Origin of the sequence: Rhizobium sp. LjRoot258 (assembly GCF_964254185.1) — a bacterium.
Taxonomy (GTDB): Bacteria; Pseudomonadota; Alphaproteobacteria; order Rhizobiales; family Rhizobiaceae; genus Rhizobium.
Map to the genome: position 1 here is coordinate 497,561 of NZ_CAXUST020000001.1, position 13,904 is coordinate 511,464.

Consider the following 13,904-nt stretch of genomic DNA (forward strand, 5'->3'; position numbering starts at 1 on the left):
CCTCAACCCTAACCCACGGCCAAGGCAGCGCGCTGCCGTTCACGCCGTATCATCACGGAGGAATGAATATATGACCACTCGTTACATTGCAGCTGCGTTGTTGACTGCTGCAGCCTTCGGCTTGGTGCCTTTCAGCACGCCTGCGTCCGCACAGGAGGCAGCTCCGGAGAAGCAACCGATCCAAGTGCAGCCAGAAAGCAAAGGCGAGGCCGCAGCCGTCAGCGATCAGAAGATCGAGGCCTTTGCGGTCGCCTACCTGCAGGTCGACAAGATCAGGCAGGAATACGCAGCCAAGCTCGAAGCAACGCAGGATGCTGGGGCAAAGCAACAACTGCAGAGCGAGGGCAGTAAGCAAATGGTTCAGGCCGTGGAAGGCTCTCCAGGGATATCGGTAGAGGAATATAATTCAATTCTAACAGCCGCGCAGAACGATCCGGCGCTGGTCAAGAGAGTTCAGGAAAAGCTCCAGAAATCGGCACCTACACAGCAGCCCGCGACACAGCAGTAGGCGTACTCCGCGACTGCGCGCTTGAACTCTGGTTCACGCATGCGAAGCGGTCTGATGGCCGCTTCGCATGCGATCTGTCGTGGTTACGACAAAGTCGGCGTGCAAAGCCCCATTCTCATAGGCGGGCTACACGGCAAGACGCTACTCCTGCAGCATCTCCTGCGTCGCGCCGACCTCGGTTCCGTCCTTCTTCAACGGCCTGAAACTCATGCGGTGAAGCGGGCACGGGCCATGCCGCTCAATGCCGGCGCGATGCTGCGCTGTGCCATAACCCACATGTGCGGCAAAGCCATAGGCGGGGAAGACGGCGTCCGCACGCGCCATCATTCGGTCGCGCGTCACCTTGGCGACAATGGAGGCGGCAGCGATGGAAACAGAGCGCGCGTCACCCTTGACGACCGCTTGGCCGGGACAGGCGAGACCGGGTGGAACGTCGAGTCCATCGGTCAGCACATAGCTTGCAGGTATCGACAAGCCGCAGATGGCGCGGCGCATGGCGTCTAGGCTGGCCTTGCGGATATCCGTCTCGTCGATGCGCGTCGAGCTCGAGGAGGCGATCGATACGGTCGCCGTCGCAAGAATCTGAACGAAAAGCTCCTCGCGCTTCTGTGCCGAAAGCTGCTTCGAATCGTTCAAGCCATCAGGAATGCGTTTTGGATCGAGAATGACGGCTGCCGCCACCACCGGGCCGGCCAGCGGGCCGCGTCCGGCCTCATCAGCGCCCGCGACCGGCCAATGACCGGCCTTGCGCGCCTTCAGCTCCAGCCGAAAATCCGGCACCAGGGGGACATCTTCGAAAAGCATAGGAGAATCGGGTGACGTGCGAGGTTTCATGCGGCTGAACCTCGCACGCCAACCCGATTTCCTGCAAGTCCCCGGATCAGGGCGGCGGGCCGGGGACTTGGGCGCGGACGGGCAGGGCGACCATCCGCAAAGCTGGAATATCAAAGCAGCGATAGCTGCACGCCGCTGCCATCAGGCGGAACGAAGAGGTCGTCGCGCAGCGGCATGCTGCGCCGGGTCATGCCAAGCCGTTTCGTGGCCATCTCGAAACGACGCGCAATCTGCCAGGCATAGGGGCCAGCTCCCTTCATCCGCTTGCCGAACTCCGCGTCATAATCCTTGCCGCCGCGCATCGAACGGACAAGCGACATGACGTGCCGGTAGCGGTCGGGGTAGTTTTGCAACAGCCAGTCGCGAAACAGCGGCGATACTTCGAATGGCAGGCGCAGGATGACGTAACCCGCTTCCTTCGCGCCCGCGGCATGGGCTGAGTCGAGAATGCGCTCCAGTTCGTGATCGTTAAGCGCCGGAATCATGGGCGCTGCCATCACCGATGTCTGGACACCCGCATCGGAGAGTACGCGGATAGCCTCCAGCCGACGCGTCGGCGTCGAGGCTCGCGGCTCCATGGTCCGCGCGAGCTTGCGCTCGAGCGTCGTCACCGACAGCGAAACACGAACAAGGTTCCTCTCGGCCATCGCCGAGAGAATATCGAGATCGCGCAGGATCATTGCCGACTTCGTAACAACCGAAACCGGATGGTTGGCCTTCTCAAGCACCTCGAGAATCTGCCGCATGATGCGCCATTCCTTCTCGATCGGCTGGTAGGGATCGGTGTTGGTCCCGATCGCGATGACGCGCGGCTTGTAACCGGGCTTCGCCAATTCTCGCTCCAGAAGCTTCGCTGCATCCGGCTTGGCAAAGAGCTTGGCTTCGAAGTCTAGACCGGCGGAAAGGCCCATATAGGCATGCGTCGGCCGCGCGAAGCAGTAGATGCAGCCATGCTCGCAGCCGCGATAAGGATTGATCGAGCGGTCGAAGGGAATGTCTGGCGATTCGTTGCGCGTGATGGCCGTCCGCGGCTTTTCGATCTGCACTTCGGTCTTGAACGGCGGAAGATCCTCAAGGTTCTGCCAGCCATCGTCGAAAGTCTCACGGCGCAGAGGCTCGAAGCGACCACTCGGATTGAGCCCGGCCGCACGCCCGCGGCGACGGTCGACATCGATCCGCAGACCGGCAGACACGATCATCGCATCGGCAATATCTGCCGTATTGGCAGGCGCAAATGCGGCCTGCCCTGCAAGGGACTGCTCGTTCATTGGATTCTCCGCTGGCGGAAGCTTTGCTTCCATCCGTTTTGATGATTAAATTCCTATCGGCAAAAAGAGAACAATGCAAGAACAAAATGAGGAAAGTGCCGCTGGCAAAATTTTGTGCGGCGCTCTATGAATAGGCAATGTTGACTGTTGTACTGGAATGCCAGGATCAGGAGCCTGAGCTGGCGCAGACGTTATCGGTGTTGGTTGCAGGCGCAGTGGAGGGGCTTGTCAGTGACGTTGTGGTGCTTGACCATGACTCGCGGGACGGGACGTCGAGGGTGGCCGATGCTGCCGGCTGCCGTTTTCATTCGCAATGGGATATCAAGGATATAGTGCGCTCGGCACGAGGAGAGTGGCTGCTTTTCGTCGAGCCCGGTGCGCGGCCGCAGACCGGCTGGATCGACGAGATTGCCGAGTACATGGCGCTGAATAAGCTGCCTGCACGGTTCACCGCTTCGCGCGGATATCGGCGTCCTTTTCTGCAGCGCATCCGCCGGGCGTCGTCGCCGCTGGAACTCGGGCTTCTCCTTCCCAAGAAACAGGCCATCGCCGCAGCACGAAGCGGAATGCGCCTCTCCGAATTCGCGAAAGGGCAGACGCTCCGCAAGCTGTCCAGCGAACTCATTCCCTCTTGGGTTGCGCGCGCGGCGCGGTAGCTGCGCGTGCTCTCCTTCGGCTCCCCCGCAAATGATGGCGCCCGATACAATTTTGCGCTATAATTCCTGCATGGCGCCGCCCGAGCGCCTCGCTTCGTGACGGTCGACCATGAATGCCGGCAGACGGCAGAACAGGTCAGCGGAAGTCTCCTCTTCTGCCGGTTTCCGGCAAAAGGAGGTGCGTCATGAAACGCAATATGATCCGCGGCCTGTTGTCGGCCGTCATATTGACGACATCGATGATCGCGCATCCGCATTCGGCTGCATCGCAGATGATGCGCAGTTGCGCAGGCCGATCCGAGGTCGTCAATTTCCTCGACAAGAACTTTGCCGAAAGGCTGACGGCAGTTGGGTTGGTCAACCAGAACGCCATGCTTGAGGTCTACGCCGCGCAGAGCGGCACGTGGACGCTGCTCATCACGGATGTTCGCGGCGTAAGCTGCATCCTGCTGTCCGGTGATAGCTGGGAGACAATGCCTGCTCTGCCGGGCATAGGGACATAGAACGGCAGGTTAAGTTCTTCTGCCGGAGCAGTCCGTTACTTGCCTGTGCCGCGCTTTAGATGTTCGTCGAGACGCGGCATGATCTCCACGAAATTGCAAGGCATGTGGCGGTAGTCGAGTTGGGATTTGAGTATGCCATCCCAGGCATCCTTGCAGGCGCCGGGCGAGCCTGGCAGTGCGAAGATGAAAGTTGCGTTGGCAACGCCCGCCGTGGCACGCGACTGGATCGTCGAGGTGCCGATCTTGTCGTAGGAGATGCGGTGGAACACTTCCGAAAAGCCATCCATCCTCTTTTCGAAAAGCGGCTCCAGAGCTTCTGGCGTGACATCGCGGCCGGTGAAGCCGGTTCCCCCGGTGGTGATGACGACGTCGATATCATCGCGTTCGGTCCAGGCCTTCACCCGCGAAGCTATCGCCTGCGGGTCATCAGGGACGATTGCGCGGTCTACCAACCGGTGACCTGCCTCCTTGATCCTGGCGGCCAGCGTATCGCCGGAGCGGTCGTCGCCGAGCGTGCGGGTATCCGAGACCGTCAGCACGGCAATGCCGACAGGAATGAAGGGGCGCGTTTCATCCAGCCCTGGCATCGTGTCCTCCAGCAGTCGTTTCCGTTGCTTCGAAATACCAGTCCGGCCGTTCGCTGTGAAGCGCGGCGGCCGCCGTCTCTGCCGCTCCAAGCGTATCAAAGATGCCAAAGCAGGTGGCGCCGGAACCGGACATGCGAATGAGGGAGGCGCCCTGCTTCTTCAGCATCGCCGAGATCTCGGCAATTTCGGGCAGCAGGTCTCGAGCGACCGGCTCAAGGTCATTGCGCATCGAGCCTATCGTCTCGATCCAGGTGGAACGCGGCGTCATGTCGAGTGCCGGATTGGTCTTGCTCGTCAACGTCCGGAAAACCTCGGGCGTCGATATGGCTTTCAGCGGGTTCGCCAGCACCATGGCAAAGGCGGGCATGTCGTCGACAGGGGTGATCTGCTCGCCTATGCCGCGCGCGATCAGTGGTCTGCTCGCCAGGCACATGGGCACGTCGGCACCAAGCCGGATGGCGATCGCCTCGATGGTCGCATTCGGAAGCGACACGTTCCAGAGCCGCGTCAGGCCGCGAAGCGTCGCTGCCGCATCGGCCGACCCGCCGCCGATTCCGGACGCAATCGGCAGGTTCTTCTGGAGATCGATGCGAACCGCGGGAGCGATGCCGCTCTCGCGAGAGACCGCACTGCGCAGAAAATCCCGGGCCTTCAGGACAAGATTGTCGTGGCCGTCGTCGACGAGCGCTTCGGCAAAGCGCCCTGATATCACGAACTCGTCTCGCTCAGCCGGCGTAAATTCAAGCCGGTCGCCATGCCGGGTGAAGGTCACCAGCATATCGAGCAGATGGTAGCCGTCGGGTCTCTGGCCCGTCACATGCAGGGCCAGATTGATTTTTGCCGGAGCGTCCTCGATGACGGTCAGGTCATCGCGCATACTCGCTTCTGGCATCGCCTATCAGGACTTCTTGTCCGTGGGCTTCGGTTCGACCGGCGCCGGATCCGGCTGCTTCTTGTCAGCCGCCTTGGAGTTGTCGGTATCCTGCGGCAAGCCGTTGGCGATCTTTTCCTTGATCTTCGGGATCTGGGATCCCTCGGGTTCGGAGCCGAGCGCCCGGTTCCACTGGTAGACGGCTTCGAGCTTGCGGCCGACACGCCAGTAGGCATCGCCCAGATGGTCGTTGATCGTCGCGTCGCCGGCCTTGATCTGCGCTGCTTTCTCCAATTCCTCGACCGCATCGTCGAAGCGGTTCAGCCGGAAATACGCCCAGCCCAGCGAGTCGATGATGTAGCCATCGTCTGGACGCAGATCGACCGCCTTCTTGATCATCGCCAGTCCCTCGTCGAGGTTCCGGTTCATGTCGATCCAGGAGTAGCCGAGGTAGTTCAGAACCTGCGGCTGGTCGGGGTTGAGTTCCAGTGCCTTGCGGAAATTCGGCTCTGCCTGGTCCCATTTCTTCAGGCGTTCATAGGCAATGCCGCGCTGGAAGAAGACCGTCCATGCGCCCCTGCCCGGCAACGGGCCGATGACTTCGACGGCCTTGTCGTAATTGTCGGCCATGGCGGCGTAGTCCTTCGCATCCGACAGCACGCTGCCGTAGGCGAGGTAGCTGCGAACGTCCTTCGGATCAGAGGCGATCAGGCTCTGAAGGTGCTTGCGCGCTTCCTCCACCTTGCCGCCCTGCGCAAGGGCAAGGCCGAGCTGCAGCTCGGAGATGCGGCGCATCGGCGAGTTCTCGGGCACCTGCTTGTAGAGCGCGATCGCGCGGTCCATCTGCTCCTGCTTCTCGGCAATGCCGCCGAGCATGACGAGCGTATCAGCGCTATCCGGATCCAGCGTCTTGGCTGTCTGCAGGTAGAGCGAAACGATATCCTCGGCACCGTCGCGGTTCAGCGCGCCACCGATGGAGAAGAGTACGCCGGCAGCGCCTTGCTTGGCGGTCTGAATCTGCTGCTCCTGCTTCTCGCCCTTTTCGATGCTCTGGCGCAGCGCATTGAGCGGGGCGTAGTTCGGCAGCAGGTTGTCGCCGACGGAAATCGCGTCGAGCGCCTTCTGCTTGTTGCCCTGGGAGGCTTCCAGTCGGGCGAGAGCCATGACGGCGCGCATGAAGGTATCGGGAGCGGTCGCACCGCCATCCTTGTCGAGTACGGCGTCGTTGAGGTTCTGGCGGGCGGCCCTTATGTCGCCGTTCACGATCGCGATCGCGCCGGCGTTGTAGGATTTGAAGATGCCGACCCAATCCGGCCCCTTCATCCTCTGAACCATGGTGAGAGCTTCCTTGCCACGGCCGGCGCCGACGCGGGCCCAGGCGGCAAGCAGATCGTTCATCATTCGGTCGAGATCGTTCGGGCCGGTATATTTCAGAAGCGATTCAGCGGTCTTGTATTCGCCGCGACGAATGGCATCCATGCTGCGCACGATGGTCGTGATGCGTTCGACCGTTGGATCGCCTTTCAGGTCGTTGGCATACTTCACGCCATCCTTGATGTCGCCGTTCAAAAGCAGCGAGATCATCAGGCGCTGGCGGATTTCCGGATTTCCCGGCTCGATCTGCAGCGCCTTCTTGTATAGTTCAATCGCCGTCTCGTAGTCGTGATCGACATCGGCGGTCCGGGCGGCCAAAAATGCGCCGGAGAAGCTCGTGACGCTATCCGGATCGAAGATCACCGTGGCGGCATCGTCCTTCTTGGCCGTCTCTTCGGCATTCACGCCGCCGAGCGCTGCCAGCGATAGGACCGCTGCCATGGCTGCGCTCGAAAGAAGACGGATGGCAAGTTTTTGCCGCATTAGAAAACCTCTCTTGTCGGGCAGCCGGCCTCGTCCGACTGCAAAATCAGTTGAAATGACTGACTCACAACAGGATGGCTTTTTTGGAGCGGCCCTGCAATAAATTCAGCCCGCGATCAGGGACCGTCGATTAATTGACGCGCTCGATGCAGAAGTCGATGACTTCCAGCAAGGCTGACTTCCATCCCGTTTCGGGAAGCGGTGCGAGCGCATCGCGTGCGATCGTGCCGTAGTGAACCGCCCGGGCAATGGTGTCGTTCAGCGTGCCATACTTGGTAATCAGGCCAAGCGCCTTTTCGAGATTCTGGTCGCTGCTCTCGCCGCCTTCAATGGCCTGCCGCCAAAAAGCGCGCTCTTCCTCGGTTCCGCGGCGATACGCCAAGATGACCGGAAGCGTAATCTTGCCTTCGCGGAAGTCGTCGCCGACATTCTTGCCGAGATCGGCCGCCTTGCCGCCGTAGTCCAGCGCATCGTCGACAAGCTGGAAAGCGAGACCAAGGTTCATGCCGTAGGACTTCAGCGCGTTGCGGCCGGATTTGCCGGCATCGGCGACGATCGGGCCGACTTCGGCGGCTGCGGCAAACAACGCTGCCGTCTTCGCGCGGATGACGGCGAGGTAGTCGTCTTCCGTCGTTTCCATGTTCTTGGCGACGGAAAGCTGCAGCACTTCGCCTTCGGCGATCACGCATGCCGCCGAGGAGAGCACATCGAGCGCATCGAGCGAGCCGACATCGACCATCATGCGGAACGCCTGGCCAAGCAGGAAGTCACCGACGAGCACGCTCGCCTGGTTGCCCCAGATCATGCGGGCGGTGGATTTGCCGCGGCGAAGGTCGCTCTCATCGACGACGTCGTCATGCAGCAGCGTCGCCGTGTGCATGAACTCGACTGATGTCGCAAGCTTGATGTGGTTCTCGCCCTTGTAGCCGAATAGCGCAGCAGACGCCAAAGTCAGCATCGGACGAAGGCGCTTGCCGCCGGACGAGATGAGATGGTTGGCCACTTCGGGAATCATCTGGACGTCGGAACCGGCCTTGGAGAGGATAAGCTGGTTCACCCGTTGCATGTCCGCTTTGGTCAAATCGACCAGCGGCTTGACGGATGCCAGTTTGTTTTTGCTTTCTTCAAGCGGTATGACCACGCCCAACGACCCGGACTCCTGTTAAATTATTGAGTTCGACAATAGAAAGGGGCGATTGGCGCGGCAAGGGGTGAATTGTCGCGTCGCGCAAATTTGAAAGGGATTTTCCGGCAAATGCATGAACTTATTCGCGCCAATGATCCCGTGTTGCTCTCCTACGCGGAGAGCTTGTTGAAGGATGCGGGGATCCACTGCTTCATTGCCGATCAAGGGATGAGCATTCTGGAAGGGTCGCTCGGCATGCTGCCGCGCCGACTCCTCGTCGATGACGAACAAGCTGACCAGGCACGGCGCATTCTCGTGGATGCCGGGCTCGGCGGCGAATTGCGCGCTCCGAAGTGAGCCTGAGATGACGGGAGATCTTGCCGAGACGATTGACGCCTTTCACCGGGGGCTGTTCCATGTGGTGCAGCCGAAGGGCAGGGGGCATCGCTCCGGCATGGATGCAATGCTGCTTGCTGCGCTCGTCGCCGACGACCGTCCGATCAAGGTCGCCGATCTCGGTGCCGGCGCAGGCGCCGCCGGCTTGGCCGTCGCGTCGCGGCTGCCGGCCGCCGAAGTCGTGCTCTTCGAGCGTTCCGGCCAGATGGCCGACTATGCGCGCCGCAGCATCCTCCTGCCTCAAAATGCGCATGTGGCGGGCCGCGTTTCGGTCGTCGAGGCGGACGTAACGCTAAGGGCGAAGGCGCGCAACGAAGCTGGTCTCCCCGACGAGAGCTTCCATCATGTCATCATGAACCCGCCGTTCAACGATGCGGGCGATCGCCGGACGCCCGATGCCTTGAAGGCAGAGGCACATGCGATGACGGAAGGACTGTTCGAAAGCTGGGTGCGGACGGCCGGAGCGATCATGATCCCTGGCGGGCAATTGTCGCTGATCGCACGCCCGGAATCGATTGCCGAGATCATCGACGCGTGCGGACGCCGCTTCGGCGGCATCGAGGTCACCGCGATCCATCCACGCGAAGGCGAGAGCGCCGTGCGTATCCTCGTCACCGCGATCAAAGGATCGCGCGCGCGGCTTTCGCTGCGCGCGCCACTTATCATGCACGAGGAGGGAACGCATAAATTCTCCCCCTTCGTGGATGATCTCAACAATGGCCGGGCGGCCTACATCAGGCGCTAGCCGACGACGAAGTCGAACAGCAGCTTGACATTGAGACCCGCGATCAGGACCGCGATCACGTAGGCAATCGCACTCAACCAGCGTGGGGCGACCAGCGCGCCCATCTTCGCCCTGCTTGCCGTAAACATCACGAGCGGGAAGACGGCGAAGGAAAGCTGCAGGCTGAGCACGACCTGCGTCAGGATCAGCAGTTCCGCTGTGCCCTTGTCGCCATACCAGATCGTGACGAAGGCGGCCGGAACAATGGCGATCGCACGGGTGATCAGGCGGCGAACCCACGGCTGAAGCCGGATCTTCAGGAAGCCTTCCATGACGATCTGGCCTGCAAGCGTTGCCGTAACCGTCGAATTCAGGCCGCAGCAGAGGAGCGCGATGCCGAAGAGCGTTGGAGCGATTGCCAGGCCGAGCAACGGTGCGAGTAACGAAGATGCCTCGCCCAGTTCCACGACATCCGTCTTGCCGTTCGCATGGAAGGCAGCAGCGGCCAGGATCAGGATCGATGCATTGATCAGGAGCGCGAAGCACAGCGCCACGGTCGAGTCGATCGTCGCGTAGGTCAGCGCCTGGCGCTTTTCCGGCACCGTGTGGCCATAGGCGCGGGTCTGGACGATGCCCGAGTGCAGGTAGAGATTGTGCGGCATTACGGTGGCGCCAAGAATGCCGAGCGCGAGGTAGAGCATCTCGGGATTGGAAACGATCTCGGTCGTCGGGAAGAAGCCCCGGATCACCGCACCCCATTCCGGGTCTGCCAGGAAGATCTGCACGCCAAAGCACACGGCGATGATGGCGAGCAGGGCGATCACGAAGGCTTCCACCCAGCGGAAGCCTATCTTCTGCAGATAGAGGATGAGGAACACGTCGAGCGACGTGATGAGAACGCCGAGCTCAAGCGGAATGCCGAAGAGCAGATTGAGGCCGATCGCCGTGCCGATCACTTCGGCGATGTCGGTCGCGATGATGGCGATTTCGGCAAAGGCCCACAGCGGAACGGAGACGTATTTCGGGTATGCGTCACGGCAAGCCTGGGCAAGGTCGCGCCCGGAAGCGATCGCAAGGCGCGCACAGAGCGATTGCAGGACGATCGCCATCAGGTTGGACAGCAAGGCGACGGTCAGCAGGGCATAGCCGAACTTCGAACCACCGGCGAGCGAGGTCGCCCAGTTGCCGGGGTCCATATAGCCGACGGCCACCATGTAGCCGGGCCCGAGGAACGCGGCGATGCGGCGCCAGCGTGTACCATGTGTGTGCGTCTGGACGGAGCGGTAGACATCGGAAAGCGATGCCTCTTCACGTTCGTGTCGCCAGCCGGCCTTCGCGTTCGGATTTACGATGTCCATGCAGTGTCCGCCTATTATCGATGCGGCCAGTATGTCTGATTGGAATGATAATGCAAGTCATTCGCAACAAGATTTGTGAGCGACAGATGTTTTCTGCTGCGGCCATTGCGTTTGTCGCTCCGTTGCATACATGGAAGACGTTCGCTGACATCGTCGCAAAGGATGGAAAATGGCCGGATTTTTGAAGAGGTTGCTGCCGAAGCGTTTCCGCAAGGAAGGCATGGTGATCCCCGTCGTTCGACTTCACGGGCCGATCATGAGCGGCGGGAGCCAGTTCCGGCCCACCCTCAATCTCGCCTCAACGGCGCAAGTCCTCGAAAAGGCCTTCAGTTTCAAGGATGCGCCGGCGGTTGCCATCTCGCTCAATTCGCCCGGCGGCTCCCCGGTGCAGTCGCGCCTCGTCTTCACCCGCATCCGCGAACTCGCGCGCGAGAAGCAGAAGAAGGTTCTCGTCTTCGTCGAAGATGTTGCGGCATCTGGCGGCTACATGATCGCGCTTGCCGGCGACGAGATCATTGCCGATCCCACCTCCATCGTCGGCTCGATCGGCGTCGTCTCCGGCGGCTTCGGTTTTCCCGAGCTCTTGAAGAAGATCGGCGTGGAGCGCCGGGTCTATACGGCCGGAGAAAACAAGGTGATCCTCGATCCTTTCCAGCCGGAGAAGGAAAAGGACATCGAATACCTGAAGACCCTGCAATTGGAGATCCATCAGGTTTTCATCTCCATGGTTCGCGAGCGGCGTGCCGGCAAGCTGAAGAATGACGACGTAGTCTTCTCCGGGCTTTTCTGGACCGGTATGCGCGCACTTGAGCTGGGCCTGGTCGATGGGCTAGGCGACATGCGGCAGGAATTGAAGCGCCGCTACGGGGCCAAAAGCAAGCTCGAGCTGGTGATGCCAGCGCGTGGTCTTTTCGGACGACGCATTCCGGGTATATCGTCAGCCAGCTTGGAGGGCGCCGGCGCCGGTCTTGCAACCGGACTTGTCGAGGCGGCCGAGGAGAAGGCATTGTGGAGCCGATTCGGGCTGTGAGGGAGTGAAGGCTGGCATCATGCCGCAACTGATAATTATCGTCGTGCTGGTGGTCGGCGCCTGGGTTCTCTACCGCCGCTTCATCGCGGATGCAAAGCGGCTCGCCGAGCGATCCCGTCGTGCCGAGAAGGAGCGCCAGACGGGCGCCATCGGCACGCTGGTCAAGGATCCGGTTACCGGCGAATACCATCTGAAGAAGGACGAGGACGAGTAGGGCTGCAAAAGCCTTGACCCGTTTGGCGTGGCATGGCACCTGTCCGCGCACTTTTATACGAATTCGGAAGCCGTTCCATGTCTGCAGCCGCACTCCCCGACCATATGAACCCCAAGCGCTCGTTTCAGGCGCTGATCCTCACGCTCCACACCTACTGGGCGGACAAGGGGTGTGCAGTTCTGCAGCCTTACGACATGGAAGTCGGCGCCGGTACGTTCCACCCGGCAACGACGCTGCGTGCGCTCGGGCCCAAGCCGTGGAAGGCTGCCTACGTGCAGCCGTCGCGCCGCCCGTCCGACGGCCGCTACGGCGAGAACCCGAACCGCCTGCAGCACTATTATCAGTATCAGGTCATCCTGAAGCCGAACCCGCCAAACCTGCAGGAACTCTATCTCGGCTCGCTCGCAGCGATCGGTCTCGACCCGCTGCTGCACGACATCCGTTTCGTCGAGGACGACTGGGAAAGCCCGACGCTCGGCGCCTGGGGTCTCGGCTGGGAGTGCTGGTGCGACGGCATGGAAGTGTCGCAGTTCACCTATTTCCAGCAGGTCTGCGGCATCGAATGCTCGCCTGTCGCGGGCGAGTTGACCTATGGTCTGGAGCGCCTCGCCATGTACGTCCAGGGCGTAGACAACGTCTATGACCTGAACTTCAACGGCCGCGAGGGCGACGAGAAGATCAGTTACGGCGACGTCTTCCTGCAGGCTGAGCAGGAATATTCACGCCACAATTTCGAATACGCCAATACGGAGATGCTGCACCGTCACTTCGTTGACGCCGAGAAGGAGTGCCAGGCGCTTCTCGCCGCCGGCGCGCCGGGCGACAATGCGAACCAGCTGCTGCACAAGTGCGTGTTCCCGGCCTATGACCAGTGCATCAAGGCAAGCCACGTCTTCAATCTTTTGGATGCGCGCGGCGTGATCTCGGTCACCGAGCGCCAGAGCTACATTCTGCGGGTGCGCACGCTGGCCAAGGCCTGCGGCGAAGCCTTCCTGCTGACGGACGCGGGTGGGGTAGATCTGGCGAAAACCGCCGCTTGAGGGTGGCGGTCAGCGGCGTTCGTCGCTTCTGACCTCGACACGGCGTTCCACCGGACGCGCCATTTTCTGGACAAAGAAGTACGAAGCGATGGCCAGCGTGTTGAGCAGGAAAAGTACTGCGCTCATACTGAATGATCCTCGTCGCAAGTTTCTCACGCACGTCTATCTCGATCGTGCAGAATGAAAATATGGTGTCCGCGCACCCGGCGGTATCGTGATTTTTCACTACCCGTTGCTATCGATCGCCCCGAAAGAGGCCGGAAATGCGGGATGACAATCCGCAGTAACGCGCATAGTCTCCCGGCATATTTTTTGTCGTTGCGGGGGATTCGCGATGTATATCGTTCTTGGTCTTGTCGTTCTGGCCGCGCTCTATGCCGTCTTTATTTACAACGGCCTTGTTCGTGCCCGGCAGATGGCTGAGGAAGCCTGGTCCGGCATCGATGTGCAGCTGAAGCGCCGCGCCGACCTGATCCCCAACCTGATCGAGACCGTCAAGGGTTACGCGGCGCACGAAAAGACGACTCTCGAAGAGGTCGTTGCCCTCCGCAACAAGGCCCAATCGGTTCCAGCAGGCGATGTCGCCGGCCGCGCCCAGGCGGAAGGCCTGCTCGGTCAGGCGCTTGGCCGCGTGCTGGCGCTGGCCGAAGCCTATCCCGACCTGAAGGCGAACGAGAATTTCCGCGAGTTGCAGACCTCGCTCGAAACGATGGAAAGCGAAATCCAGATGGCCCGCCGCTACTACAATGGCGCGGCCCGCGATCTGAACGTCAAAGTCGAGAGCTTCCCATCCAATCTGGTCGCCGGCCAGTTCGGCTTCCAGAAGCGCGAGTATTTCGAGATCGCCAACGAAGCGGATCGCGCCGTTCCCTCGGTTAAGTTCTGACATCCGCCATTTGCCTTTGCGCAAAAGCTGCTATGAGCAGGACATG

Annotated in this window: 16 protein-coding genes; 9 read left to right on the forward strand and 7 right to left on the reverse strand. The window is 61.1% G+C overall.

Annotation, left to right across the window (positions count from 1 at the left end; all coding sequences use genetic code 11):
- The first annotated feature begins 70 nt into the window (after positions 1 to 70).
- Positions 71 to 508, forward strand: coding sequence for a DUF4168 domain-containing protein (locus ACSQ9D_RS02475; RefSeq protein ID WP_436281023.1), 438 nt, complete (start codon positions 71 to 73; stop codon positions 506 to 508).
- Positions 509 to 649: 141 nt separating this feature from the next.
- Here ACSQ9D_RS02475 and ACSQ9D_RS02480 read toward each other — a convergent pair whose 3' ends face one another.
- Together ACSQ9D_RS02480 and ACSQ9D_RS02485 are read right to left on the reverse strand one after the other, a co-directional pair.
- Positions 650 to 1,342, reverse strand: coding sequence for a ribonuclease HII (locus ACSQ9D_RS02480; RefSeq protein ID WP_436281024.1), 693 nt, complete (start codon positions 1,340 to 1,342; stop codon positions 650 to 652).
- A gap of 110 nt (positions 1,343 to 1,452) precedes the next feature.
- Positions 1,453 to 2,610, reverse strand: a complete 1,158-nt coding sequence (locus tag ACSQ9D_RS02485) for a PA0069 family radical SAM protein (protein ID WP_436281025.1) — start codon at positions 2,608 to 2,610, stop codon at positions 1,453 to 1,455.
- Positions 2,611 to 2,747: 137 nt separating this feature from the next.
- On the opposite strand from ACSQ9D_RS02485, the gene ACSQ9D_RS02490 reads away from it, so the two are divergent.
- Positions 2,748 to 3,266: a glycosyl transferase gene (locus tag ACSQ9D_RS02490; protein ID WP_436281026.1), complete on the forward strand. Its 519-nt coding sequence runs from the start codon at positions 2,748 to 2,750 to the stop codon at positions 3,264 to 3,266.
- A gap of 185 nt (positions 3,267 to 3,451) precedes the next feature.
- Positions 3,452 to 3,769 carry a hypothetical protein gene (locus ACSQ9D_RS02495; protein ID WP_037113750.1) on the forward strand — a complete coding sequence of 106 codons (318 nt, stop codon included), beginning with the start codon at positions 3,452 to 3,454 and terminating at the stop codon, positions 3,767 to 3,769.
- A 35-nt stretch (positions 3,770 to 3,804) separates the two neighbouring features.
- Here the strand turns inward: ACSQ9D_RS02495 and moaB are convergent, their stop codons facing one another.
- The 4 genes from moaB to ACSQ9D_RS02515 all read right to left on the reverse strand — a co-directional run bounded on the left by moaB (position 3,805) and on the right by ACSQ9D_RS02515 (position 8,231).
- A complete protein-coding gene (gene moaB, locus ACSQ9D_RS02500; protein WP_436281027.1) occupies positions 3,805 to 4,356 on the reverse strand; it encodes a molybdenum cofactor biosynthesis protein B in 552 nt (183 codons plus the stop codon).
- A complete protein-coding gene (locus ACSQ9D_RS02505) occupies positions 4,340 to 5,248 on the reverse strand; it encodes a 4-(cytidine 5'-diphospho)-2-C-methyl-D-erythritol kinase (RefSeq protein ID WP_436281028.1) in 909 nt (302 codons plus the stop codon). Before ACSQ9D_RS02505 ends, moaB begins: the two co-directional genes overlap by 17 nt.
- Before the next feature lie 6 nt (positions 5,249 to 5,254).
- Positions 5,255 to 7,084, reverse strand: a complete 1,830-nt coding sequence (locus ACSQ9D_RS02510) for a tetratricopeptide repeat protein (protein ID WP_436281029.1) — start codon at positions 7,082 to 7,084, stop codon at positions 5,255 to 5,257.
- A gap of 130 nt (positions 7,085 to 7,214) precedes the next feature.
- Entirely contained in the window at positions 7,215 to 8,231 is a 1,017-nt protein-coding gene (locus ACSQ9D_RS02515) for a polyprenyl synthetase family protein (protein WP_024314298.1), read from the reverse strand.
- A gap of 108 nt (positions 8,232 to 8,339) precedes the next feature.
- Here ACSQ9D_RS02515 and ACSQ9D_RS02520 point away from each other — a divergent pair, with 108 nt between their 5' ends.
- A complete protein-coding gene (locus ACSQ9D_RS02520) occupies positions 8,340 to 8,567 on the forward strand; it encodes a putative signal transducing protein (RefSeq protein WP_024314297.1) in 228 nt (75 codons plus the stop codon).
- A 7-nt stretch (positions 8,568 to 8,574) separates the two neighbouring features.
- Positions 8,575 to 9,351: a tRNA1(Val) (adenine(37)-N6)-methyltransferase gene (locus ACSQ9D_RS02525; RefSeq protein ID WP_436281030.1), complete on the forward strand. Its 777-nt coding sequence runs from the start codon at positions 8,575 to 8,577 to the stop codon at positions 9,349 to 9,351.
- Here the strand turns inward: ACSQ9D_RS02525 and ACSQ9D_RS02530 are convergent.
- Positions 9,348 to 10,688 (reverse strand): Nramp family divalent metal transporter, encoded by a 1,341-nt coding sequence (locus ACSQ9D_RS02530; RefSeq protein WP_024314295.1) that lies wholly within the window; start codon positions 10,686 to 10,688, stop codon positions 9,348 to 9,350. The genes ACSQ9D_RS02525 and ACSQ9D_RS02530 overlap by 4 nt on opposite strands.
- A gap of 169 nt (positions 10,689 to 10,857) precedes the next feature.
- On the opposite strand from ACSQ9D_RS02530, the gene ACSQ9D_RS02535 reads away from it, so the two are divergent.
- From ACSQ9D_RS02535 to ACSQ9D_RS02550, 4 genes are all read left to right on the forward strand, one after another.
- Positions 10,858 to 11,718 (forward strand): S49 family peptidase, encoded by an 861-nt coding sequence (locus ACSQ9D_RS02535; RefSeq protein ID WP_024314294.1) that lies wholly within the window; start codon positions 10,858 to 10,860, stop codon positions 11,716 to 11,718.
- 19 nt (positions 11,719 to 11,737) lie between these two features.
- Positions 11,738 to 11,932 (forward strand): hypothetical protein, encoded by a 195-nt coding sequence (locus ACSQ9D_RS02540; RefSeq protein WP_436281031.1) that lies wholly within the window; start codon positions 11,738 to 11,740, stop codon positions 11,930 to 11,932.
- A gap of 104 nt (positions 11,933 to 12,036) precedes the next feature.
- Positions 12,037 to 12,972, forward strand: a complete 936-nt coding sequence (locus ACSQ9D_RS02545) for a glycine--tRNA ligase subunit alpha (RefSeq protein WP_436283750.1) — start codon at positions 12,037 to 12,039, stop codon at positions 12,970 to 12,972.
- 334 nt (positions 12,973 to 13,306) lie between these two features.
- Positions 13,307 to 13,858 carry a LemA family protein gene (locus ACSQ9D_RS02550; RefSeq protein ID WP_436281032.1) on the forward strand — a complete coding sequence of 184 codons (552 nt, stop codon included), beginning with the start codon at positions 13,307 to 13,309 and terminating at the stop codon, positions 13,856 to 13,858.
- The last annotated feature ends 46 nt before the right edge of the window (positions 13,859 to 13,904 follow it).